Annotated in this window: 22 protein-coding genes and 1 other annotated feature; of the genes, 10 read left to right on the top strand and 12 right to left on the bottom strand. The window is 39.7% G+C overall.

The annotated features are described in order from the left end of the window. Nucleotides 1-154: 154 nt before the first annotated feature. Nucleotides 155-289, bottom strand: a complete 135-nt coding sequence (locus BET01_RS22215) for a hypothetical protein (protein ID WP_268116307.1) — start codon at nucleotides 287-289, stop codon at nucleotides 155-157. Nucleotides 290-423: 134 nt separating this feature from the next. Then, nucleotides 424-951: a ferritin-like domain-containing protein gene (locus BET01_RS04755; RefSeq protein ID WP_120195624.1), complete on the bottom strand. Its 528-nt coding sequence runs from the start codon at nucleotides 949-951 to the stop codon at nucleotides 424-426. Between the two features lie 355 nt (nucleotides 952-1,306). Here BET01_RS04755 and BET01_RS04750 point away from each other — a divergent pair, with 355 nt between their 5' ends. From BET01_RS04750 to BET01_RS04715, 8 genes are all read left to right on the top strand, one after another. Further along, nucleotides 1,307-2,020, top strand: a complete 714-nt coding sequence (locus BET01_RS04750; protein WP_120195623.1) for a response regulator transcription factor — start codon at nucleotides 1,307-1,309, stop codon at nucleotides 2,018-2,020. Further along, a complete protein-coding gene (locus BET01_RS04745; RefSeq protein WP_120195622.1) occupies nucleotides 2,010-3,338 on the top strand; it encodes a sensor histidine kinase in 1,329 nt (442 codons plus the stop codon). The genes BET01_RS04750 and BET01_RS04745 overlap by 11 nt, the downstream gene beginning before the upstream one ends. Before the next feature lie 6 nt (nucleotides 3,339-3,344). Then, nucleotides 3,345-4,850 carry an amino acid adenylation domain-containing protein gene (locus BET01_RS04740; protein WP_120195621.1) on the top strand — a complete coding sequence of 502 codons (1,506 nt, stop codon included), beginning with the start codon at nucleotides 3,345-3,347 and terminating at the stop codon, nucleotides 4,848-4,850. Then, nucleotides 4,847-6,031, top strand: a complete 1,185-nt coding sequence (locus tag BET01_RS04735) for an alanine racemase (RefSeq protein ID WP_120195620.1) — start codon at nucleotides 4,847-4,849, stop codon at nucleotides 6,029-6,031. The genes BET01_RS04740 and BET01_RS04735 overlap by 4 nt, the downstream gene beginning before the upstream one ends. 13 nt (nucleotides 6,032-6,044) lie before the next feature. After that, nucleotides 6,045-6,272, top strand: a complete 228-nt coding sequence (locus BET01_RS04730; RefSeq protein WP_120195619.1) for an acyl carrier protein — start codon at nucleotides 6,045-6,047, stop codon at nucleotides 6,270-6,272. Between the two features lie 3 nt (nucleotides 6,273-6,275). Further along, nucleotides 6,276-7,859, top strand: a complete 1,584-nt coding sequence (locus BET01_RS04725; protein ID WP_120195618.1) for an MBOAT family O-acyltransferase — start codon at nucleotides 6,276-6,278, stop codon at nucleotides 7,857-7,859. Nucleotides 7,860-7,870: 11 nt separating this feature from the next. Beyond that, nucleotides 7,871-8,833 carry a hypothetical protein gene (locus BET01_RS04720; protein ID WP_120195617.1) on the top strand — a complete coding sequence of 321 codons (963 nt, stop codon included), beginning with the start codon at nucleotides 7,871-7,873 and terminating at the stop codon, nucleotides 8,831-8,833. A 130-nt stretch (nucleotides 8,834-8,963) separates the two neighbouring features. After that, nucleotides 8,964-9,596 (top strand): DsbA family oxidoreductase, encoded by a 633-nt coding sequence (locus BET01_RS04715; protein ID WP_120195616.1) that lies wholly within the window; start codon nucleotides 8,964-8,966, stop codon nucleotides 9,594-9,596. Nucleotides 9,597-9,764: 168 nt separating this feature from the next. Here the strand turns inward: BET01_RS04715 and BET01_RS04710 are convergent, their stop codons facing one another. The 8 genes from BET01_RS04710 to msrB form a co-directional block, all read right to left on the bottom strand. Beyond that, nucleotides 9,765-10,901: an alpha/beta hydrolase gene (locus BET01_RS04710; RefSeq protein ID WP_120195615.1), complete on the bottom strand. Its 1,137-nt coding sequence runs from the start codon at nucleotides 10,899-10,901 to the stop codon at nucleotides 9,765-9,767. A gap of 112 nt (nucleotides 10,902-11,013) precedes the next feature. Further along, complete coding sequence (locus BET01_RS04705) at nucleotides 11,014-11,673, bottom strand: TetR/AcrR family transcriptional regulator (RefSeq protein ID WP_120195614.1); 660 nt, start codon at nucleotides 11,671-11,673, stop codon at nucleotides 11,014-11,016. Nucleotides 11,674-11,956: 283 nt separating this feature from the next. Further along, nucleotides 11,957-13,099: an MFS transporter gene (locus tag BET01_RS04700; RefSeq protein ID WP_120195613.1), complete on the bottom strand. Its 1,143-nt coding sequence runs from the start codon at nucleotides 13,097-13,099 to the stop codon at nucleotides 11,957-11,959. 24 nt (nucleotides 13,100-13,123) lie between these two features. Next, complete coding sequence (locus tag BET01_RS04695; RefSeq protein ID WP_120195612.1) at nucleotides 13,124-14,344, bottom strand: pyridoxal phosphate-dependent aminotransferase; 1,221 nt, start codon at nucleotides 14,342-14,344, stop codon at nucleotides 13,124-13,126. A 58-nt stretch (nucleotides 14,345-14,402) separates the two neighbouring features. Next, nucleotides 14,403-14,641: a binding site (T-box leader), on the bottom strand. A 40-nt stretch (nucleotides 14,642-14,681) separates the two neighbouring features. Beyond that, nucleotides 14,682-15,674 carry a Gfo/Idh/MocA family protein gene (locus BET01_RS04690; RefSeq protein WP_120195611.1) on the bottom strand — a complete coding sequence of 331 codons (993 nt, stop codon included), beginning with the start codon at nucleotides 15,672-15,674 and terminating at the stop codon, nucleotides 14,682-14,684. A gap of 36 nt (nucleotides 15,675-15,710) precedes the next feature. Then, nucleotides 15,711-16,253 (bottom strand): beta-class carbonic anhydrase, encoded by a 543-nt coding sequence (locus BET01_RS04685; protein ID WP_120195773.1) that lies wholly within the window; start codon nucleotides 16,251-16,253, stop codon nucleotides 15,711-15,713. Nucleotides 16,254-16,291: 38 nt separating this feature from the next. Continuing rightward, nucleotides 16,292-17,668, bottom strand: a complete 1,377-nt coding sequence (locus BET01_RS04680; RefSeq protein ID WP_120195610.1) for a PQQ-dependent sugar dehydrogenase — start codon at nucleotides 17,666-17,668, stop codon at nucleotides 16,292-16,294. Nucleotides 17,669-17,728: 60 nt separating this feature from the next. After that, the gene (gene msrB, locus BET01_RS04675; protein ID WP_120195609.1) at nucleotides 17,729-18,679 is read right to left on the bottom strand and encodes a peptide-methionine (R)-S-oxide reductase MsrB; all 951 of its coding nucleotides are present in this window, start codon (nucleotides 18,677-18,679) and stop codon (nucleotides 17,729-17,731) included. Between the two features lie 177 nt (nucleotides 18,680-18,856). On the opposite strand from msrB, the gene BET01_RS04670 reads away from it, so the two are divergent. After that, nucleotides 18,857-19,741: a DUF2935 domain-containing protein gene (locus BET01_RS04670; protein WP_120195608.1), complete on the top strand. Its 885-nt coding sequence runs from the start codon at nucleotides 18,857-18,859 to the stop codon at nucleotides 19,739-19,741. A gap of 156 nt (nucleotides 19,742-19,897) precedes the next feature. Next, nucleotides 19,898-20,221 (top strand): AAA family ATPase, encoded by a 324-nt coding sequence (locus BET01_RS04665; RefSeq protein ID WP_120195607.1) that lies wholly within the window; start codon nucleotides 19,898-19,900, stop codon nucleotides 20,219-20,221. 147 nt (nucleotides 20,222-20,368) lie between these two features. Here the strand turns inward: BET01_RS04665 and BET01_RS04660 are convergent, their stop codons facing one another. Continuing rightward, nucleotides 20,369-22,093, bottom strand: a complete 1,725-nt coding sequence (locus tag BET01_RS04660) for a GMC family oxidoreductase N-terminal domain-containing protein (protein WP_120195606.1) — start codon at nucleotides 22,091-22,093, stop codon at nucleotides 20,369-20,371. A gap of 23 nt (nucleotides 22,094-22,116) precedes the next feature. Continuing rightward, a complete protein-coding gene (locus BET01_RS04655) occupies nucleotides 22,117-22,740 on the bottom strand; it encodes a gluconate 2-dehydrogenase subunit 3 family protein (RefSeq protein WP_120195605.1) in 624 nt (207 codons plus the stop codon). Nucleotides 22,741-22,799 lie beyond the last annotated feature (59 nt).

Here is a 22,799-nt window from a genome sequence, read left to right as displayed (position 1 = left end):
AAAAAACTGTTTGCACAGGTATCATCATGTTGTATTATAACAGCTACCTTTCCTTTTATCAGTTGCTGTTGCAACAAAAACGAAACGCTTAATGATAAAAAAGATATCGGAAGGTCTTAAAAGACCATTCTAATATCTTTTTTATCAGAAAAATTTAAACATCATTGTGCTCTATGGACTTGCGCTTTGCATTTTTATTCTTGTTTTGATTCTCTCTTGTGATTGGGGTTTGTCCATTGCATTTTTCCATTCTTGCCTTTTTATTATCTGGTTGGCTGTCTTTTGGCATACGTACCTCCTGATTGTTATTCTCTTTTATTGTGTCATATTTTAATAGATTTTATGTATTGAGGGCTGTCTATAAGAAAAAGAAACATACATAACAGCCCTGATATGTGCAAGCTTATTTTGCATCCAATCCGTTTATCTACATCCATTTTTAGCAAATAAATAATTATAAAGAATTCCGTGTCTGTTTTCATCTGTAATGATCTCAATCATCATATTGATATGGATACGAGACTGCATGGCGTAAAGAATCTTTCTATATTCACGCACTGCATTTTGTTCCCCTATAATGGCTCTTGCCAATCCTTCGCAATAATTTTCCGGTTCCATAAATGTCTTTTCTGATTCCTGACGCAGAGCCATTCCTGTTAGATCATAATAAATCTGACGAAATAATTCAAAATGGCCCATCTCATCGTCTCGAATGCTACCTATAATCTGCCGTTCTTCTTCTGAAGGCGCATTGCTGATTAGCCACATATAAAACATCTGATCTTCCACTTCACCATTTAATGCCTGCTTCATTAGCTCCATCGCATTTGATAGGTTTTCTGGATAATCAAACTTATCCATATTCATAAAATCCTGATTATAAAAAGAATTTTCTGCATCCAGATAAGGAGAAATTTTAGGGGCGATTCCAGCAAAATCATATTCTTTCATAAATTGTCTCCAAATTAATCACTTAACTATATCCTATGGCTTCCTTCTATTATAAGTGAGAAGGAATAACATAATTTACATTTGTTTTCCCAATATCATAAGTGAATGTTAAGAAATTAAATACAATTACGGGCATGCTAATCATAAGTAGCTTGGGAGAAAAGAATGCATGTACAATGTAAAAAACTTAATGGATGGACAAGAAAAAAGCATGGTAGATGTTATTAACCTATGGAAATAGTATCTTTATTTCATTTCTTAATAATTCTTAAATCCTCCTAAAACACATTGTTATTCTCTATCTAAATGTTATAATTTTTCATATTCAAAACATTAATTAAGGAGGTTGCGGACCATGGAGGCTGCACAGCAGATTCTAATCGTGGATGACGATACCGATATTCGAGAAGTCCTCCGCATCCATCTGGAAAACAAAGGTTATTCTGTCTGGGATGCGGCAAATGGAACAGAAGCGTTAACTACTGTTTCTAAAAACCAGGACATTGATTTAATTATATTAGACATCATGATGCCTGGCTTATCCGGAATTGATGTCTGCAAAGAGATTCGGAAAACCTCTTCTGCTCCCATACTTTTTCTTACGGCTAAATCAAAAGAAAGCGATAAGACGGTAGCTTATGAAAACGGTGGGGACGACTATTTGGTAAAGCCATTCTCCCAATCCGAACTTCTTATGAAGGTCCATTCTCTTTTAAGAAGATACGTGATTTACAAAGGGAAATCCCAGCTAGGCACAAGTAATACAGAAATCCGCATTCAGGATACCATAATCAATACGGCAACCCGAGTGGTATACAGAGAGAACCAAAAAATCGATCTTACGGATACGGAATACCAGGTGCTCATGTATCTTGTGAAAAACAGAGGAAGTGCAAAGGATGCCAGAGCCATCTATGAAGGCGTATGGAATGATAAGTTTCTTCCTTCTTCCACCAATACGATTATGGTTCATATATTAAAGCTTCGTAAAAAGCTGGAATTGGATTCCAACAATCCAACAATCATTCGTACTATCTGGGGAAAGGGCTATCAGATTGATGAAAATTAATGCGAGAACCTCCCTACGATACAAGCAGATATACGTTCTGGCTATTGGTCTTATAATTAGCTTTGGCATGTATTTATTCACCCAATCGATGGGAAACTATTTAATTTCCTCAAATCACTTAAATACGGAATCCGCCGGAAGTCGGTTGGAAACCTATCAAGATTCCATCGAAAATTATATAAAGAAAAACAAACTATCAGTTAAAGATGTAAGAGCCTTGTCCAAATGGATTAAGAGCCATAAATATACCTATGTTACGATATACAGCGGGGATGAGACTATCTATGAATCCGGTTTCTGGAATGAATCTTATTATTCTTATGAAACAGCAGAAATCTTTTTAGAAGACACGCAGCAGCTTACCAGGGACATCGCATTTACAGACGGAACCTATTCTGTTTCCATTATCGATTTTTCTGAAATCAAATGGTATAACTTAGTATTTTACGTCTCACTTGGAGTCTTCCTTTTATTTTTATTTGGTATTGTAATTTATTACAATCACAGGATTATTGCCCGGATCATGCTCCTTTCAAAAGAAGTATCCTTAATTGAGCAAGGGAATCTTGAACAACCTATTTATCATAAAGGAAGTGATGAAATCGCTCAACTGGCCATAAATGCCGACAATATGAGAAATTCTATCATCACACGATACAAAAGCGAGAAAGAGGCCTGGGAAGCAAACAGCGAGTTGATTACCTCCATGTCCCATGATATTAGAACTCCACTTACTGCACTTATCGGCTATCTAGAGATTCTGGAGACAAAAGGCTACCATTCCGAAGATCAGCTTTACAAATATATCAAAAGCTGCAAGGACAAATCCTTACAGTTAAAGGAATTGTCCGATAAGCTATTTCAATACTTTCTTGTGTTTGGGAAAGAAACCATCTTAATGAAGAAAGAAACCTTTGATGCTAGGATACTTTTAGAACAGCTAATCAGTGAGCATGTGTTTGATTTAAGCAATCAAGGATTCGATGTAAGAACAGGACTTTTGGAACAATCCTGCATGATGACGGCTGATATCCAGTATTTTAAACGTCTCTTTGACAACCTGTTCTCCAATGTGAGGAAATATGCAAACGCCAGTGGACCCGTTCTTGTAAATGCCAGTTGCAATGGAAACCGGTTGATCATCAGCATCAGCAACGACAACCGACAGGATGATAAATTGGCAGAAAGCACAGGAATCGGACTGAAAACCTGCCGTAAAATCACAGAGCAAATGAACGGAACCTTTAAGATAAGAAAAAATCGGACACGGTTTGAGGCACGGGCCATCTTTCCCGTGGCAACTCCAGGAAAGGAATAAGAACTTATGAAAAATATATTAGAATATCTGGAGCACTCTGCTACCACGCATCCGGACAAAATAGCTGTCTTAGATCCTGAAAAAAGCGCTACCTATGAAGAGCTATTAGATAATGCAAGGCGCATTGGTAGCTTTTTATCCGAACAGGAGGTTCCACATAGCCCTGTTGCTGTATTCATGGACAAAAGCGTGGAAGCCCTTACTGCTTTTATGGGAATCGTATCCGCGGGTTGTTTTTATATTTCTATTAATATGGATCAGCCTCCCACTCGCATCCGACAGATTTTAGAAACCTCTAATGCAGGTTCCATCATTATCCTCGGCTCTGATACAAGCGTGATTAAGGAAGCTGGATACCTTGGGAAATGCTTTGATTATCACCATATGATCAAACATGAAATAAACGTTGACGCCCTTGCGAAAACCCGAGAGAATTTTCTTGATATAGATCCTTTATATTGTAACTTTACCTCTGGCTCTACCGGCATTCCAAAGGGTGTCTTGGTAAGCCACCGGTCGGTAATTGATTTTATGGAATACTTCCCCTCACTGTTTCACATAACGGAGGAAGATCGGATCGGAAATCAAGCCCCATTTGACTTTGATGTATCGGTCAAAGACATTTATTCCACTCTTAAAATGGGCGCTACTATGGTAATCATACCAAAAAAGATGTTTTCAATCCCAACCCTGCTTCTTGATTACCTTTGCGATCAAAAGGTGACCACCTTAATTTGGGCCGTATCTGCACTCTGCTTGGTATCCCAGCTTAAGGGATTTACCTATAAGATACCAGATCAGGTGAATAAGGTGCTATTTAGCGGAGAGGCCATGCCAGTGAAACAGCTCTCCACCTGGCAGAAGTACCTTCCAAATGCTCGGTATGTAAATCTTTACGGACCTACTGAGATCACCTGTAACTGCACCTATTATGAGATAAACAGAGAATTTCAGGCGGAAGAAAAAATTCCGATTGGGAGACCATTTCCCAATGAAAAGGTGTTTCTACTTGATGAAGAAAACAAACAAGTGACAACGACAGGAGTTAACGGCGAGCTTTGTGTCTCTGGAACTGCCCTTGCCCTTGGTTATTATAACAACCCGGAACAGACAAAACGTGCCTTTATCCAGAATCCTCTCAACCAGAATTATCTAGAGCTGATCTACAAAACCGGAGATCTGGCCTTTTATAATGAAGACAACGACCTTTGCTTTGCTGGTCGAAAAGACTTTCAGATCAAACATATGGGACACCGAATTGAGCTGGAAGAAATAGAAATGGCAATTAACAGCTTTTCTCCCATTGAACGGGCATGTTGTGTCTTTGAGGAAAAACGTAATCGAATCACTGCTTTTTATGTAGGCAGCATGGAAGGAAAGGAACTTTCCGAACAAATGCGCAAATCGCTTCCTTCCTATATGATACCAACTGCGTTTCGTACTATCACCGAATTTCCAATTACCCCTAATGGGAAAATAGACAGAAAAAAACTACTGGAGATGTGTTTATGAAAAAATCAGTATCTAACCCAAAGCTTTTAAATGTTATCAAAGACTATCAAACTCCCCTCTATCTGTTTGATACCGATATTTTAGCCAGACAAATTCAAAAAATAAAAAATATATTAGGCGATCATGTAGAGCTATGTTATGCCATGAAAGCTAACCCTTTCCTGACGAAAAGTCTCGTTCCACTGGTGGATTTCTTTGAGGTGTGTTCACCCGGAGAATTCTCTATCTGCGAAAGAGCCCAGATCCCTGGAGATAAGATCGTTCTCTCTGGCGTTCATAAAAATGCCCTTGACGTGGATCATGCCGTAAAAACGTATGGAGGAAGCATTACCTATACCGCCGAATCCCTCTCTCACTGGCAGATGTTACATGATTCTGCCGAGAAACATCAAGTTTCTATTCCAGTGCTATTAAGGCTTACTAGCGGTAATCAGTTTGGTATGGACGAAAATCTGATGAAAGAAATCATTCAAAAAGGTCCTTATCAGTGGATTACAATAGAAGGAATTCAGTATTTCTCCGGCACCCAGAAAAAATCCTCCTCAAGACTTTCCAAAGAGCTTACAAAGCTTGATGCCATGTGTGGAGAATTAAAAGAAGCATATGGATTTACAGTGAAGAAAATTGAATATGGCCCAGGTCTCCCCGTCTGCTACTTTGAAGAGGAAGAAAACAAAGAAGATGAAATGCTAAATGACCTTTCAAGTGCCATTAGAGCCATGACCTTCGGCGGATCGGTCACTCTGGAGATGGGTCGATTCATTGCCGCCTCCTGTGGCTACTATGTAACTCAAGTAGTCGATAAGAAGACAAATAAAGGTGTAAACTACTGCATCGTTGACGGCGGCTGCCACCAGGTGAATTATTACGGTCAGATGCTTGCCATGAAAAAACCACCGATCCTCCATCTGGGAGACGAAACAGGAGAAACAGAGGAATGGACCATCTGCGGTTCTCTTTGTACGGTTAATGATATGCTTTGTAAACAATACCCTCTTAAAAACTTACAACTTGGTGATTATCTTGTTTTCAAAAAAACAGGCGCCTATTCCGTCACAGAAGGCATGTCACTATTCCTAAGCCGAGATTTACCTACTGTCCTTCTTTATTCTGAGAAAGACCAAATTACTGCAGCACGGCAATCCATGCCAACCAATATATTAAATTATTTTCAATCATAAAGGAGACAAACAAATGGAACAGTTATTAGAAATATTAAACGGAATCAATCCAGGTATTGACTACGAGACAGAGACAAAGTTAATTGATGGAGGACTTTTAGATTCTTTTTCTATCCTCTCTCTCATTCCTGAATTAGAGGACGCTTTTGATGTAGAGATCACACCAGGTGAAATGATACCTACCAACTTTAATTCAGCAGATGCAATCTGGAATATGATTAACCATTTACAAGAGGACTAATAAATGACATACAATTCCCCCCTCTATCTATTTGCTTTTTTCCCTTTGGTGCTGGCGGCCTACTATATTAGCCCTCAGCGCCACCGTTCCAGGGTCCTTTTGCTAGCCAGCTATATTTTCTTTTATTCCATCAGCGGGAAACTGTTGATCTACCTGCTATTATCTACTTTGCTAATCCATCATACCGGATTGTGGCTTGATCATTGCAGATCAGAAGAAAAAAAAGAGTTAGCTGTAACCCAGGATAAAAAAGCATCAAAAGCAGTGTTTGCAAAAAAACGCCGCCACATCCTCTGGTTTGGAATCGGATTTCAGCTTGGGATTTTGCTGTTGTTAAAGTACTCTAACTTTTTTGTTTCAAATCTCAATGATGTAATGAATCTATTTTCACTAAAAAGCATATTGCCTGCCACTCACTTTGTGGTTCCCATTGGAATCTCCTTTTACACATTGCAGGCAGTCTCTTACCTCGTTGATGTTTATTATGAAAAAATCAAGCCAGATGATAATCTGGAACGGCTTGCCCTATACCTTGCCTTTTTCCCAACCTTGATGGAAGGTCCTATCAGCCGTTACAGTCAGGTGGCAGAATCTCTGTATGAGGGAAAACAGATCCAATACAAAAACCTAACCTATGGGTTACAGAGAATTCTATGGGGATTATTTAAAAAACTTATTATTGCAGACCGGCTCAATCCACTTGTTGAGAGCATCTTTAATACTCCGGGCAATTACAGTGGAATCACCATTATCATAGGAGCTGTTTTATATACGTTCCAGCTATATGCTGATTTCTCAGGTTGTATTGATATGACCATCGGTGCCGGGGAGATTTTGGGAGTTACGATCCCAGAGAACTTCCGCCAGCCCTTTTTTGCCAAAACTGCATCTGAATTTTGGAGACGCTGGCATATCACTCTTGGTACCTGGTTAAAGGATTATGTTTTTTATCCCATATCACTAACCAAATTCGGGAAAAAGCTAGGGAAAAAATCCAGAGAGAAATTCGGAAAACACTTAGGTCAGGTATTATCCACTTCACTCCCTCTATTTGGAGTATGGATGGCTAATGGATTTTGGCATGGAACTGGATGGCATTACATCTTCTTTGGCATGTATTATCTTGCCATTATACTTTTTGAAAATCTTACAGAACCAGCTGTTGTGACTTTGACAAACGCTCTGCATATTAATCGGGAGCGAATTCCTTACCGCATCTTTCAAACAGTGAAACTGCTTATCATCGTATTTATAGGAGAGCTATTTTTTGCCGCAAGAAGCTTAAGTCAAGGATTTCAGATGTTCGCCTCCATATTTACTGGTTTTAACTGGTCAGTGTTGACGGACGGATCTCTCCTTAAACTTGGTGTTTCCATTCAAGATTTTTTTGCTGTATTCTTTGGCCTTGTAACATTGCTAATCGTGGGAGTGATTCATGAACGGGGAATTTCTATTCGGGACCGAATTTCTACTTGGCGTATGCCCGCCCGATTTGGCTTTCTTTATGCCGCAATTATAGTTGTGCTTATTTTGGGCGCTTACGGCGAAGGATATTTACCGGTAAAACTTATTTATGCCGGATTTTAAGAGGTGATCAAATGAAAATCAATAACAAAGCTAAAATAGTTCTTTTTCTATCTGGACTTTTTATTTTGCTGTACGGGTTATCGTATGTGATCCTTCCAAATAACACCATGGACAGCGGCTTATACAAAAAGACAAACAGCATTGCAAGTGAGCCTGAAAATACAATTGATTACCTTGTAATCGGTGACAGTGAGGCCGTATCAAGTATATCTCCCATGGAAATCTGGAAGGACTACGGCTACACGGGTTATAACATTGGAGTACCAGGACAGAGGCTACAAGATACTTACTACCTGTTGGAGAAGGTGTTAAAAAAACAATCTCCAAAAATCATTTTTCTCGAAACCAATGCATTTTACAGAGACTTTAAATATCTCAATGCTCTGGATAATATGGTGGATGAAAACATGAAAAACTTATTTCCTGTTTATAAATTTCATAGCAACTGGAAATATTTCCACTTAAATATGCTGAGGAATCTGAAAGATAAGGCAGCCGACGGACCAATTGTGACCTATAAAGGCTTTAAGTACGTGCCAGTTATAAACCCATACAAAGGCGGACCTTATGTAAAGGAAAGTGAATCTATTTATCCAATTGGAGATCAGCCTTCCCAGTATATTAATAATATCATACAGCTTTGCAAGGATCAAAATATTCAATTGATTCTCTACTCCACTCCTACCCCAAAGAACTGGACCGCTTCCAAACACAACTCGGCGACGGCTCTTGCCAATGAAAATCAACTTAAATTCATTGATTTTAATATAATGCAAGACGAAGTTCCATTTGATTGGCAAAAGGATACCAGAGATGAGGGCGATCATCCAAACTATTTTGGAAGTGTAAAAATCTCAAACTATATCGGTGCCTTTTTGGCAAAAGAAGGTACTTTGACCGATTACCGCAAGGATAAAAAATATGAGTCCTGGAATCAGGATCTTATTGCTTATAAAAAGCTGACCAAACAATAGCAATGAAATCTTTTCCCATGTGTTGACAAAGTTCTCCGGAATTCGTATAATGGAATTAATAACTGTAATAATGTTAGTTACATTTAAACAACACTACTCCATCTCACTGGAATAGAAAGGAGTTAACACTATGAGAATTGAAATATGGTTTGATTTTATATGTCCGTATTGTTACCTTGGGGAAAGAAAATTAGAGCTTGCACTGGACAAATTTGAGCATCGTGATGAGGTAACCTTGATTTTTAAAAGCTTTGAGCTTAATATGGCATCGGAAGCTACAAAAGGCAAAGATATTAACCAGATTATTTCTGATAAGTATGGTGTCAGCTATGCTCAGGCGAAAGCCAACAACGACGGCATTGCAGAAGCTGCCCGTCAAGTAGGTCTTGACTTCCATTTTGAGTTATTAAAAGTCGGCAGCACAAGACTTGCTCATGAGATTGCACATTACGCCGCCAGCCAGGGAAAAGATCAGGAACTAATCCGTCGCTTTTTCCGAGGAGTCTTTTCAGAAGGTATTGATATCGAGGACGAGGATTTACTGTTTAAGCTTTCAAAGGAACTGGGGTTAGACTTAACCGAGTTTATGGCTCATCGGGAAAAAGGTGTTTTTTCCACTAAGATTCAAAGAGATGAAGATGAGGCAGGAAAGCTTGTAATTAACAGCATTCCTCATTTTATCATTGATGGCAAGTATACCGTATCCGGAGCCCAAAGCCCGGAATACTTTTTGGATGCTTTACAGAAAGCATATCGTAAATAAAAAAGGGACAGTTTACACTTAATGCCTGAACTATGAGAAAGCCGATAACCGCATAATGATATGCCCCCTGTCAACTTGACAAAGAACATATCATAATAGTGGTTATCGGCTTTTTTGTCTACACGGCTAGCTCTTTGATATGTGCTTATTCGTAATCTCTCGGTTATATTACTGATTGCTGGTCTTCTTGACCAAGTCCACACCATCGTAAGCTAGACTTTCCACACTCTCAGCCTTCTGTAGTATATAATGATCAAAGAAAGTTTTCGTATAATCTGTAACAAGATTTCGCATCTCCATAGCATCTCGCTCGCCTCTGAATTGCTCATTAACACTACTAAATACGATGTCGCAGTAATCCAAATGCGCAGCACGATCAACAGAGTAATAATAGGTTTCCATGCTATTATTAAGACCAATTAGCGCATTCATGTTATAGTTAGGCTCAGAAAACATCAGCAAGAAGGGTTTCTTAAGGTCGCTGTCTAAAAGGCCGAAGGCACCGCTATCCAGGCCAATCCCGCAGGCAAACCGATCGTCGTCCCGACAAACAATCGCCGTTGTAGGCCCTCCATAAGAATGTCCAACGATACCCATGCCGATATCAAGCAACAATCTTCTCTCAAAGATGGATTTCAACTCTCCAGAGTTTAGCTTGTAAAGATAATCGGCTACATACCTTACATCTTCTGCCTGTAATTCACTATACTCTGTTAACTTGGCAAGTATGGGCAGTGTAAGCACATTATGGCACATCTCAATTGCAGTTTCATCGTCAGGATGCATCTCCATCTTTCCAGCCAAAGTAAGCATCCCAGGATCTTCTGAAAACGCCATAATGACATCCGAAAAACCTCTTGATATATTAAACAGGCGCCCATCTTTACGCTTATACATCGTGCTATTTTGATGGCCGATACTTACCACAACATATCCCATGCTCGCCAAGTCTGTACAAAGCACTGTACCCCATTCTGGAGAACCTCCCCCGCCGCAAACATAGAATAACACCGGATAGCACTTTTCCTTCCCAGAGAGAGCAAGGTCGTCGTAACACTGGGTCTTGATATCTATAGAGAAAACATCCTTTAGGACAGTGATAAGTGGCTGCTCATGAAACATATCGTAGATTTCAGGAAACATGTATGTTGATGTCTCCTTACCTTCGCTACTGTCGGACGGATAGTAAACAAACGCTGTCAGTCCTCTTTTTGAATTGTCCGATGCCGTGTAATCAAAATCCATCTGGGTTCGACCAACAGTATAGCCGCCAATTGGTTGTGGAAATGAGTCATAAGTTTTCATTTTCTTCTTCCTCCTTAATTAATAGAAGTGGCGAGTGTAAAGTACATTCCTTGCGCTATCAGCGCTTTTCAAAACGGTGAAATGATCACATCCTATTTCCAATGAATCATATCTACTCCTTTGTTTTCTTGATATCCCTAACAATTTCAGAATATTTATGATCTTCAAGCAGCCCATGACCCATAAAGTCAACAAAGTACTTGCTAATCTTATGTTGCAGATTAGAGTCCTTAACATTGAATTCCCTAAAAAACATGACTAAATTAAACTGCATTGATTCAAACATAAAAGAAATCAGGTCGTCGTCAATATCAGGTCTAAGATATCCATCAACTCTCATTCGGCGTAAAATGTCCTTAATTAAGGGGAATGACTCTCCCTTTAGCACATTCAGATATACTTTAAGCAAAATGTTCTCAGGGATGTATAAAAATGTTTCAGTAAGACTGATTTCCAACTCATTCAGTGGCTCAGTCACATTACCAGTATCGCTACCAAATAAGCCACTAAGGAAGAACCGGAAAAGGGAATCTTCATCACTGTTATTAAAATATGCAGCTCTTTTCTGAGCTACATTGCGTATTAATAGACAATAAAGGTCATCTTTGTCCTCAAAATACCGATAAAATGTTCCGGGGTGCATCGACAAACAATCCAAAACCATCTTCATCGTTATATCCTCATAAGGATTATCAACAAACAGATGCATAGCGCTATTGGATATCTCCTCGCGCCTTGCCTCATCTAAACGAAAGAAACTATTTTTTGGCATATAATACTCCTTCCTGCGAAGTGTGAATCTATTCACATCATATTATGAATTAGTTCACATGTCAAGCAGTATTTGAAATATCGATATTACTAAAAAGATTAAATCCATCCAATAGAACATTATATAAAAAGAAGGACAGGGTTTGAAAAAGCTCAAACACCTGTCCTTGTAAGCAAGAGCCTGTATTAAGTCCGCCTTAACTAAATGGCATTGACTCACGCTGCTCCTTTTTATATATTAATTCATTATATTATAGAAACCGTTTACTAGCATACAAATCGCTTTAATCTTCTTTACGACTTTCTCTTGGTAGCTGCCATAAAACAAAAAAGGCAAACAGCACCATCAAAACTGAAAAGGTTATATAAGGAATATGGATTCCCAGTTTATCAAATAAATATCCCCCTGCTACAGGGCCCAGTATACCACCAATATTGACTCCAAACGCATACTTTCCATAATAATTTCCAATCTCATTCTCATTTATTCCCTGAACAAACAAAGCATCCAGAGCATAGTCCAGTGCGGACATGAAAACCACATAAAAGGTCCATATAAGGGAAAAACCTTTGATGTTGTGAAACATAGGAATGGAAAAAGCCATGAGCGCTGATAAGAAAGCAGAAATCACCATCACCTTACGATAACCAAAGGAATCTCCTAGCCGCCCCAGATGAGGACCCGCAAAGGAAGAAACTAAAATAGGTAGCATGAATACGAATACCATGGTCTCCATATTAAGATCATAAGCCGCTTTTAAATAAGGAATCAACAAAACCCCGATCATACTAGAAAACAGGTTAAAAACCAAGCTGAATACCCATATTTTCTTTTTATCCCTGGAAAAAACAATCCTAGTTTTCACAGGGAACTCTTTTTTTTCTTGCCTTTTTATCTTGAAAAAGCTGTAAAAACAGGCCACTAGAGAGGCGACGGCACAACATAGAAAGAATAATTTCCAGCCTTTTAATAAATCGTAATGATAAAAAATCAAAAAGGAAAGTCCTATCCCTATCATTCCACCAAGATACCGGTTGCTGTCAAACCGCCCCATACTTTGACCAAAATTATTATTTTCATCGGTTATAACCCCGATGACCGAAAGGGTAAGCAAAATACCTGCGGCTCCCTGTACAAATCGTGCTACCATGAGAAATGGCATGGATTCTGCACCAGACAAGAAAAAATATGCGACTGCATACAGAGATAATGCCCATAAAAAAACGCTGCGTCTGGTATAACGATCTGAAACCGTTCCCATAAGGAGCCTCATAATCAGCCCAGAAAAAGCAAACGTGGAATAAAAAATGGTCATTTTCAATGTAGTAAACCCTAGTTGTTCCGTATATAACGGAAACAGCCCCTCAAACACAACGCATGGCAAAGACGCCAATATAACCGGTACTGCTAATTTCTCATACTTCATGATACCCCTCCCCTGTTATCTAGATCAGTTTTTCTGCTTGTAATAAGACAGGAAATCAGACAATTTTTCACAGGCAGTTTTTAACTGATTGATTTCCGGCAGATAAACCACTCTAAAATGATCCGGTTTCTCCCAATGAAACCCACCCCCATGAGTCAGCAAGATTTTCTTATCCATTAAAAAGTCCAGAACAAACTTTTCATCATCTTGAATCTGGAACCGTTTTGTATCGATTTTTGGGAACATATAAAAGGCAGCCTTAGGCTTTACCACTGAAATTCCTTGAATCTCATTCAAAGCATGGTATATGTATTCTCTCTGCTCATAAACTCTTCCCCCTGGTACAAGAAGCTGTTTTGTCTCCTCTTCCATCTTAAGAGCAGCACTGATGACTGACTGAGCTGGAACATTGGAACATAATCGCATGGAGGACAGCAAATTGATCCCTTCCACATATCCCTTTGCAAAGGATTTATCTCCGCACAAGCTCATCCAGCCGCAACGGTAGCCAGCAATTAAATGGGATTTGGAAAGACCATTAAAAGTAATGGTTAAGAGATCTGGAGCAAGGGAAGCGATTGAGACATGTTCCTCACCATCAAGTACCAGCCTGTCATAGATCTCGTCGGCGAAGATAATCAGTCCATTTTGTCTGGATATTTCTGCAATTTCCATAAGAAGCTCTTTGGGATACAGTGCTCCAGTGGGATTGTTTGGATTAATGACAACAATGCCTTTTGTATTACTTGTGATCTTGCTTTTTATATCCTGAATATCGGGATACCAGTCTGACTGTTCGTCACAGACATAATGCACAGCTGTTCCTCCTGCAAGGGTTACAGATGCGGTCCATAAGGGATAATCTGGAGAAGGTACTAAGATTTCATCCCCAGGATTTAAAAGTCCCTGCATGGATAAGGTGATTAGCTCGCTAACTCCATTTCCCGTATAGACATCGTCAGTGGTCACCTGATGAATTCCTTTTTTCTTGCTATATTCCACTATGGATTTTCTTGCAGATAAGAGTCCCTTAGAATCTGAATAACCTTCTGTATTGCAGAGGTTGTCATTCATCAGTCTTAAGAGTTCTTCTGGTGCTCGAAAACCAAAGGTTGCGGGATTTCCGATATTTAGTTTCAAAATATCCATTCCCTGTTCTATCATACGGTTGGCCTCATCCATAACCGGTCCTCTGATATCATAACACACATAGTTAAGTTTAGCGGATTTTTCAAATGTTTTCATAATTTTTCTCCTTTTTTTCTGCGTGAAATAAATAAAAAAAAGCCCCAAGCGTCGAAACGCTTAGGGCGAATATACAATCCGTGTTACCACCTAAATTCAGAGAAATCTCTGCACTCTTACGGTACTGACATACCGAGTCCCTGTAACGTGGGAATACGTTGGAGCCTACTAGATGATAAAATCATGGTTCGGGCCAAAGCTCTGAGACTGCTTCCATACTTTGGAATGAAGATTCTCACCAACCATCTTCTCTCTGAAATTCCGCGCATATGTACTATTTCTCTTCATCGCCTTTTTCTATTTCCGCAATCATAGCATAGGCAAGAATAAATGTCAATTACAAATTTTCTGCTTCATCCTGAAAATAAATCCCTGCTTTTAACCTAGCACGAGTCTGAATTTTACTGACCAAAAGAGTGTGATTTAGAATTTCGTAACATGATTCTAGTTGGTTGTTTTGTATCATCTTTTGAAATTCTATAAACTCATATATCATGCGGTGATTTTCGTGATTGTCGTTAACCGTCATGCTTGTCCCATCATGACTCATAAGGGTGAATGCTTCACACACGTTGGCAGTTGTTTCCTGAATCAGATACCCCTTGTCTCCTTGTATTTTGTATACCGGAGGGCTCGTGCAGTCCTTGGCACCAGTCAAGGAGCACTGGAAGTTTTTATAGTTAAGAATCAAGATCCCAGATGTATCAATTCCTCTTTCTATATTGGGATAATACGCAAAGCGCTCAGGCTCTCCAAATAGCCCCACAACGTAGTGGAGGTTATAGATGTTAATATCCATCAGAGCGCCACCAGATGAGCCCGGATCAAAAGCAGGAAGCACCTGACCCTGCTTAAAAGAATCATACCTTGAAGAATACTGAGAAAAATTACATTGCACAATCTTTATATCCCCTAATTTAGAAAGAGAATCCTTAATCCTTTTAAAATTTGGCAGATATAAAGTGGTGACCGCTTCAAATAAAAACAGCTTCTTTTCCCTTGCGAGATTGCAAAGAATGTTAGCTTCCCGTTCATTGGAGGTGAAGGGTTTTTCCACAATTACGTGTTTCCCTGCTTCTAAGGCCTCCCTTGCAAACTTGAAATGCAGATGATTGGGTAAGGCAACATAGATGGTGTCAACACAACTCTTTAGAAGCTGGTCATATTGGGTAAATACCAATTCAATCCCGTATTGGTCTGCAAGCTCCCTGGTTGAAACCTCACTCTTTTTCGTCGTGAGCAAGGCACATACGCTAATACCAGGAATCTGCTCTTGTATGGATAGAAAATCCCTTGCAATCATTCCAGTACCAGCAATTCCTAATTTCATATCAATCATCTCCTATGTGTAAGTCAATCACTATACCTAAATCACACGGCGTAAGGCCCCCGTCATTGAGTCAATTACCAGTCCGTAGACCTTGATTCCTTCTGGTATCAGAGGGTGATTTTTAATTAGCTCTACTGATTTATGGATAGACTGATCCAGGTCCAAAAAGCCTCCCAGCCAAGAATCAAAATCAATTCCATAATATTTAATTAAATCAATATTTTTTTGTTCTACTCCCCTTGCTTTCATCTTTTGGGTCATGACCTTACTGTCCGTATGTCTTGCACCGCAGTCCGTATGACCAATGACAAGAATTTCATCGACTCCAAGTTCATAGATACCGATTAAAAGACTTCTCATGGCACTTCCAAAGGGATGGGAAATAATTCCACCAGCATTTTTTATGATTTTAGCATCTCCATTTTTCATTCCTAGAGCTGCAGGTAAAAGCTCCGTCAGCCGGGTATCCATACAAGATACAATGGCTGTCTTTTTATCGGGATACTTGTTTGTAATATATTTTTCGTATCCATTATTTTTAACAAATTTTTCATTATACTCAAGTATATCATCAATCATATTTGATTCATCTCCTGCTAAATTTATGGCAGACCTGTTCATATCGATTCTGCCGTGCGGTAGACCCTCCATACGACTCCGGTTCTTGGAATAAAAACACTTGGATCCCCATCCAAATTATACCCCATATCAACAATGTACATGGCTCCATCTGGTCCAAAGAGCAGATGCACCGGGCGTTCTAGCCCACCGCTTCTGGCTATGGAGGAAGGAAATCCATTTTTATTGATTGCAAAGGTACTGATGTTTCTGGCTTTCATATCAATTTTGGATACCCGATGCCCGGAACCAGCGTACGGCGTCCCTTCCCCAAAATGTCCGTCAATGGTGCTTCCAAACTCGGTCACATAAACATCTCCATAAGTACTAAAGGAACGATTGTAATTAAACTGAAAGCTTGACAAGGTGGAATTTGGTGGAAATCTTACATAAGGCCTTGGAGGTACATTTGGTTGGTTTTTAAATATTAAGGTGGGCTGAGTTCCCGTGGCTGGAGTATACCTGGGGGAATCCACCGGTTCTCCACCGGAAAAATCAGGCCAACCATACCACTGATTCGGCGTGATATAATAAAAGTCATCACTCGCATTTTCAATCGGCCTAGAGCCTACGGGATTAAATCCATTATTCACTGAGTAGAGCTGACCGCTGTTGTCAAAGTTTAAGAATGCAGGATCACGAAACCCCCATGCAACCTGCTCTAAATTTGAGCCATCTAAATTTGCCCTTAATATACTTCCTGACGCCTTTATATACCTTCTTCTAATTTCAAATTCTATGTTAGGTATACCATAGGGGGAGAACGCACCAGTAAGCGCTGGATCATCGGTTACAGCCTCTGTCAGAATGTTATCCGTGAGAAAATTCTGTCCGTTGAGCATGACATAATCCCCCGTATAATCACATAACAATGGAGAAACGGTCACCCATTTATTATCATTTCCCACCACTCCACTGTTGGTGACTGTACCCTGTCCAAAATATAGCTTATTATCTGGTGAAAAAGTAACCGGGCTATTTACATGATCTCCATTGCTTGGCAGGCCCATAATGATATTTTGTCTTGTACCATCTTTATATATTTTGGTGATAAACCCTCTATGAGATACGTATAAAACACCATTTAGATAATTGATCCCTGATATGGGGGTGACAAAGTCCTCTGCAATGGTTTCAAGGTGGCCATTGGCTGACTTTAGTATCCTGGGTTCACCTGTAGCCCTACCGGAATCGGAGATCAAAATATTTCCTTCTTCATCGAAAACCATGCTGGATGGGGAATCTAGATTGTTGATAAAAACCTCGATTCCGTAACCCCTTAGGATATAAATATCAGATGGATCCAGATGCCGTTCAAACATAGTATTTTCATCATTGCAAGAATGAATTTTGTTTCTATTTCTGCCTTGAATCATTCATTTCTCCTGGAAATATTTTAGTACATTATATTCCAGATTCTAGAAATTATACGAACCTTAAAACAATCCCAGATATTCTCCGTATCCCTCTTCTTCCATCTTTTCCTTTGGAACAAACCGAAGGGAGGCACTATTAATGCAGTAACGAAGGCCGCCACTCTCTTTTGGACCATCTGTAAATACGTGACCAAGATGGGCATCCCCATGACTGCTTCTCACTTCAGTTCTAACTCTTCCAATACTAGTGTCTTTTAGTTCATTAATCATAGCGGTGTCAATCGGTTTTGAAAAGCTTGGCCATCCACATCCAGAGTCAAACTTGTCCGCCGACATAAAAAGTGGTTCTCCAGTGGTAATGTCTACGTAAATCCCCTGACTGAATTCATTGAAATATTCATTTTTAAAGGGTGCTTCTGTCGCACTGTTTTGAGTTACTTCAAACTGTTCGGTTGTTAGATCTCGTTTTAGTTTCCCTAGGGATTTCTTTTCAAATTTCTTATCCTTATCAATCGCCTTTTTCGCTTTTTCAAATTTATCAGCTCCAATGTGGCAATACCCACCTGGATTTTTATCTAAATATTTTTGATGATATTCTTCTGCCTTATAATAATTATTAAGGGGTAATCGTTCAATTGCTATTTTTTCCTTGTACTTCTCCTGAAGTTTTAAAATAGAACTTTCTATTACAGAAATATCCTGTTCATCGATATAATAAATCCCAGTCCGGTATTGGGAACCAACATCGCCACCCTGGCGGTTTACACTGACCGGATTAATCACGTCATAATACAATTCCAAAATATAGGGAAGTCCTATCACAGTGTCCTCATATTCCACCTTTACGGCTTCCGCATGTCCCGTGTTTTTTCTGCAAACCTCTTCATAAGTCGGATTTTCCGTATTACCGTTTGCATAACCTACCTCTGTTGCTAAAATTCCTTTGATATGTTGCAGATATTGTTCTGTTCCCCAAAAGCAGCCACCTGCTAAATATATTTCTTTTTTCATTTGGTACCACCTCTCTTTAAATGATTGATTTGTGACATATCGTAACACTTCCCTTTCTCGATATAATATCAAAAAGAAGAAATGAAAACAAGCAAAATCTGCCTGTTCGATTTATTGAATACTTGAGAGAAAACAAGCATAGATTTCAGTAATTGAGTCTTATGAGGAGTAATGTAAATGTTATCCAAAGAAATGTACGTACAATGGTCTCTGCAATATAATCTTTTCTGGCTCCGTATTATGAAGGAGCATGCTATTTTTATTGAAGCAACTATGCCACCTCCAGGAAAATCACTTGCACAAAAAGCGAACGCCTACAAACAGAATTATGACCAGTTTTTGCTTACTGCAATCACCTTGTCAAATGGAATTCTCCCCCTTGACGCCCTCGAGTCCGGCCAGTTTTATACACAGTTCACAGAAGGTGCGGAGCAGGATGCAGAAAAATATACCGGAATCAGTACCAGACCTGATATCACACTAATGGAATATGATGTTGCTCCTATTTATGGTGAATTATCCATCACTGGAAATTTAGAGCAGGATGTCAATCACTTAAACCAAAGTGTCCTCACCCTGACGGAATCATTTATCCAGTTCCAGTCCGATCTTTTAAATGACAGAGCTTCCTGCCGCCTCTTTACTATGATGTACACAGGAGATATCTTACATGTACTTATGGAGGCAAAGAGATATCAGATGATTTTGGCAGCTCTGCAAAATAGAGATGAAAATGCCATAGAAGATTACAAAATCTTCTGGACCAATAATATGGCAGACCATGTCAAGGTAATGAGAGGTCAATTTGACCCTACAGAAGCCGCATATTTTAACAAGGCAAATCAGCTTGCAGAGCTTTTTGATACCCTCTCCCAGGAAGAGACAAACGCCAATACATATCCTTCCAATCAGGAACTTCTTATGAGTACCAATGAAGTACGTGACTTTAAGGCTGATACAACAGATGCCATTATGCGCTGTAAGGTACAGTCTATTATGCTGGCCCTTTACACAGATCACCTTCTAAGGGAAGCGAACCATTTTATCTATCTTATGAAATAAAATCATGAATTAAAATACATATTGTTACTTGATTGTCTTCATTGGGATGTAAAAAAGAAATACCAGCTTGGCTTTAAATTTATAAAAGACAGCTATCACTATTAAGGATTGGACCATATATGATTTTAACAGAACAGTTTCTAATTCATAGAATGAATGATACAATGGAACAAGAGGGAGAATCACTCTGTAACATTTTTCGTAGGGGAAAACGGGACTGGAAAATCTACACTCTTAGAAGCAATTGCTGTTGCCTATGGATTTAATCCAGAAGGAGGCAGCTTAAATCATAAGTTTTCATCAAGGAATACACATTCCCAATTATATAATCAATTACTTCTCTCCAAAAGTTTTTATCATCCGAAAGATGGATTTTTTTTAAGGGCAGAAAGTTTTTATAATCTAGCTTCAGAAATTGATAATCTTGATATTGAATCATATTCTGCAGATGAGAACCTGAGCCAGAAGCATACTAAATAATAAAGCTATTTATTAATAAGGATTACATTATAAACAAGCTCCTAAATTGAGTCTTTCTTATGATTCAAAAGCCGATTGAGATGATAACACCTCAATCGGCTTTTCCCTATAACCTATTTCAAAAAATCATATTGACCTGTCTTTCTTTTATGTAGTCCCCTGACCAAAATACTTCGAAACGATCTTCTCAGCTGTCCTCGTTGCCAGTGCCTGAGTGGTCAGCGTTGGATTTGGACCTCCCAGTCCATTGCATAATACACTGCTATCTGCGATAAACAATCGCTTGACCTGCTTTGCCTCACAGTCTATATCCGTAACATATCCCATACGCATGGTACTCATAATATGAGCGCACACATCTGGAGGCCAGTTGGCACGAGAAACCGTCTTTGCACCGGCACTTCTTAAGACCTCACAGGCCAGACCTACCAGTTGATCCCTTTTTGCCACATCCTCTTTTGTCAGCTCATAAGAGATAATCGGAATAAAGCCATTTTCATCTTTTTGAAGCGGATCCATGTAAACACCGTTGCTTTGATTTACAGAATCATCTCCAAAGATTACAATACTAAGGGTTCTTCTGTATTCTCTCATAAATTCTCTTAAAAGCTCACCTGCAATAATCCCTTCCCTGTCCCAGGGTTCCTCGTCAGTGGTCTGATTCTGGAAATAATAGCCCTTCTGGCTAGTTCCATATATCATAGTGGAATTGATACCCGGACTGGTTCCAAATGGCTCAAAGGCGCCAAGGCCTGGATAATCAAACCGGGCGGCGGAATTTTGACCCATAAAGGGATTTATTTCTGACATGCCTAAGGCATTCATTAAGTCTTCCTCTTCAAAAATACCAGAAACGCAGTCAATCATATGATTGGTCAGGCCTCTTCCCACCCATTCATTTTCAGGCAGCTGAGAATTAAGCCAGAGCCTTGGGGTTTCGATGGAACCGCAAGACATCACGATCACTTTTGCCCTTAATTCCCTTATTTCTTCCGTCCAGGTATTTCTCACGGTCACGCTTTGTGCATATAAGCCCTGATTATTATCCTCACCAGTATTAATTCTTATAACAAAGGAATTTGGCATTATTTCCACATTACCAGTGCGTAATGCAAGTGGAATATAGCTGACCAAAGTGGAACGCTTTGCCACCGTGTCTACACTAGGTCCAAGACAGCAGCCATTGACGCAGTGTCCCCTTAAGGTGCAGCCCACAGACTGATTGTTCTCAAAATCGAAATCAGGGTTGTTTAACATTGGATTGACACTTAAAATAGCATTGGGTTGTGCACGGTATCCCGGCTCTGTTAAATCTTTTGTCTGTACGTATTTCCAGCCCATATTTTTCACACCGTAATAAAACAAATCTTCCTTAGACGTTCCGGTGGCTTCCCGAACCGGCAAGGTATTTTCTACTTTTTCATAATATGGAATCAGTTCCTGATATGTAATGGGCCATTCCTTTTCGAATGCTTCCGGATATGCCCTTGGCGAATTAGCAAAATAAAGAAGTGTGGTTCCTCCTACTCCTGCAGACTGCCAGGTAAAACCACCCTTTGGCACTACTCTGAGCCAGGGACTGAGATCTCTGTTTGCCACTCCCCACCGGAACTTGCCGGAAACCGCATCATTCATATCGTCTTCCAGATCCGTAAAGGTGGCTTTTAACAGATTAATATCCAGATCCGCCATATTAGAACTCCGCTCTGCCCCTGGCTCTTCGTTGGGTTTTGGCCATTTGCTGTTGCCATACCAGGGTCCAGCCTCAATAATAAGGACCTTTATTCCCTTCTCTCCAAGCTCCTTGGCAATTACACCGCCGCCACCACCAGCGCCTATTACAATTACATCTGCATCGTATCCGTTGTCCATGTTTTCCTCCAATCCACAGTTTCTTACGTCCCCGCTGTATAATCATATGACCTTGCAGCCCTGTATCCAAGGGAGGGGCCTGGATATCCTACCTGCTCCCAGCTTCCAGGAAAATATTCAAGAACCCGCTGGTTTGGAGGCAGAGACCGGGTGGAACCATACCCCCACCATTCAGAGTAATATCCCATAAAGGTCAGTCGGTTCATGATAGGAAAAATAGGCAAGAGCTCTTCCAGCCCGAAATTTTCTTGAACCGGAAAATAGTTGATTCGATCCGGCCCTAATAAAATAGACATAACGGCTAATCTCTCATCCATGTTAAGCCTTGCAAAATAGGTTCCACCAGAGGAAGAATCCACATTCTCCTCTCCATCCCGTTCATAGAGATACTGTCTCGCTGCCGTATTTAATACTTCTGCCCCAACATCTGCCAGAGGAACGTCCAGACTGTTCATTGACATAATCACGTACTCATCCGTGTCAAAATCCAAAGCACCATAATACTGGATCATACCATAAAGCTCCCCGAGTTCTGGAGAGCGGGGAACGATAGAATCCACAAACGCTTTATAGGTATCATCCAGATACATGTTTACAGGAGTTTCCTCCCACATTCTGATGTCTGAATCATGATTTGTCCAATCCAATTCTCCACCTGCTTTTACGCTATATTGTTCATATTATCCTATGATACTTTTATACAGTC

This window comes from Lacrimispora algidixylanolytica (assembly GCF_003609635.1).
Classification (GTDB): domain Bacteria; phylum Bacillota; class Clostridia; order Lachnospirales; family Lachnospiraceae; genus Lacrimispora; species Lacrimispora algidixylanolytica.
The sequence above is the reverse complement of the archived record's forward strand: the minus strand, read 5'-3'. Positions and strand labels throughout refer to the sequence as shown.

What these genes read in the sequence shown, in the direction of transcription:
- BET01_RS22215 (WP_268116307.1), bottom strand. Translation starts at nt 289, where the DNA reads ATGCCAAAAGACAGCCAACCAGATAATAAAAAGGCAAGAATGGAAAAA.
- BET01_RS04755 (WP_120195624.1), bottom strand. Translation starts at nt 951, where the DNA reads ATGAAAGAATATGATTTTGCTGGAATCGCCCCTAAAATTTCTCCTTAT.
- BET01_RS04750 (WP_120195623.1), top strand. Translation starts at nt 1,307, where the DNA reads ATGGAGGCTGCACAGCAGATTCTAATCGTGGATGACGATACCGATATT.
- BET01_RS04745 (WP_120195622.1), top strand. Translation starts at nt 2,010, where the DNA reads ATGAAAATTAATGCGAGAACCTCCCTACGATACAAGCAGATATACGTT.
- BET01_RS04740 (WP_120195621.1), top strand. Translation starts at nt 3,345, where the DNA reads ATGAAAAATATATTAGAATATCTGGAGCACTCTGCTACCACGCATCCG.
- BET01_RS04735 (WP_120195620.1), top strand. Translation starts at nt 4,847, where the DNA reads ATGAAAAAATCAGTATCTAACCCAAAGCTTTTAAATGTTATCAAAGAC.
- BET01_RS04730 (WP_120195619.1), top strand. Translation starts at nt 6,045, where the DNA reads ATGGAACAGTTATTAGAAATATTAAACGGAATCAATCCAGGTATTGAC.
- BET01_RS04725 (WP_120195618.1), top strand. Translation starts at nt 6,276, where the DNA reads ATGACATACAATTCCCCCCTCTATCTATTTGCTTTTTTCCCTTTGGTG.
- BET01_RS04720 (WP_120195617.1), top strand. Translation starts at nt 7,871, where the DNA reads ATGAAAATCAATAACAAAGCTAAAATAGTTCTTTTTCTATCTGGACTT.
- BET01_RS04715 (WP_120195616.1), top strand. Translation starts at nt 8,964, where the DNA reads ATGAGAATTGAAATATGGTTTGATTTTATATGTCCGTATTGTTACCTT.
- BET01_RS04710 (WP_120195615.1), bottom strand. Translation starts at nt 10,901, where the DNA reads ATGAAAACTTATGACTCATTTCCACAACCAATTGGCGGCTATACTGTT.
- BET01_RS04705 (WP_120195614.1), bottom strand. Translation starts at nt 11,673, where the DNA reads ATGCCAAAAAATAGTTTCTTTCGTTTAGATGAGGCAAGGCGCGAGGAG.
- BET01_RS04700 (WP_120195613.1), bottom strand. Translation starts at nt 13,099, where the DNA reads ATGAAGTATGAGAAATTAGCAGTACCGGTTATATTGGCGTCTTTGCCA.
- BET01_RS04695 (WP_120195612.1), bottom strand. Translation starts at nt 14,344, where the DNA reads ATGAAAACATTTGAAAAATCCGCTAAACTTAACTATGTGTGTTATGAT.
- BET01_RS04690 (WP_120195611.1), bottom strand. Translation starts at nt 15,674, where the DNA reads ATGAAATTAGGAATTGCTGGTACTGGAATGATTGCAAGGGATTTTCTA.
- BET01_RS04685 (WP_120195773.1), bottom strand. Translation starts at nt 16,253, where the DNA reads ATGATTGATGATATACTTGAGTATAATGAAAAATTTGTTAAAAATAAT.
- BET01_RS04680 (WP_120195610.1), bottom strand. Translation starts at nt 17,668, where the DNA reads ATGATTCAAGGCAGAAATAGAAACAAAATTCATTCTTGCAATGATGAA.
- msrB (WP_120195609.1), bottom strand. Translation starts at nt 18,679, where the DNA reads ATGAAAAAAGAAATATATTTAGCAGGTGGCTGCTTTTGGGGAACAGAA.
- BET01_RS04670 (WP_120195608.1), top strand. Translation starts at nt 18,857, where the DNA reads ATGTTATCCAAAGAAATGTACGTACAATGGTCTCTGCAATATAATCTT.
- BET01_RS04665 (WP_120195607.1), top strand. Translation starts at nt 19,898, where the DNA reads ATGATACAATGGAACAAGAGGGAGAATCACTCTGTAACATTTTTCGTA.
- BET01_RS04660 (WP_120195606.1), bottom strand. Translation starts at nt 22,093, where the DNA reads ATGGACAACGGATACGATGCAGATGTAATTGTAATAGGCGCTGGTGGT.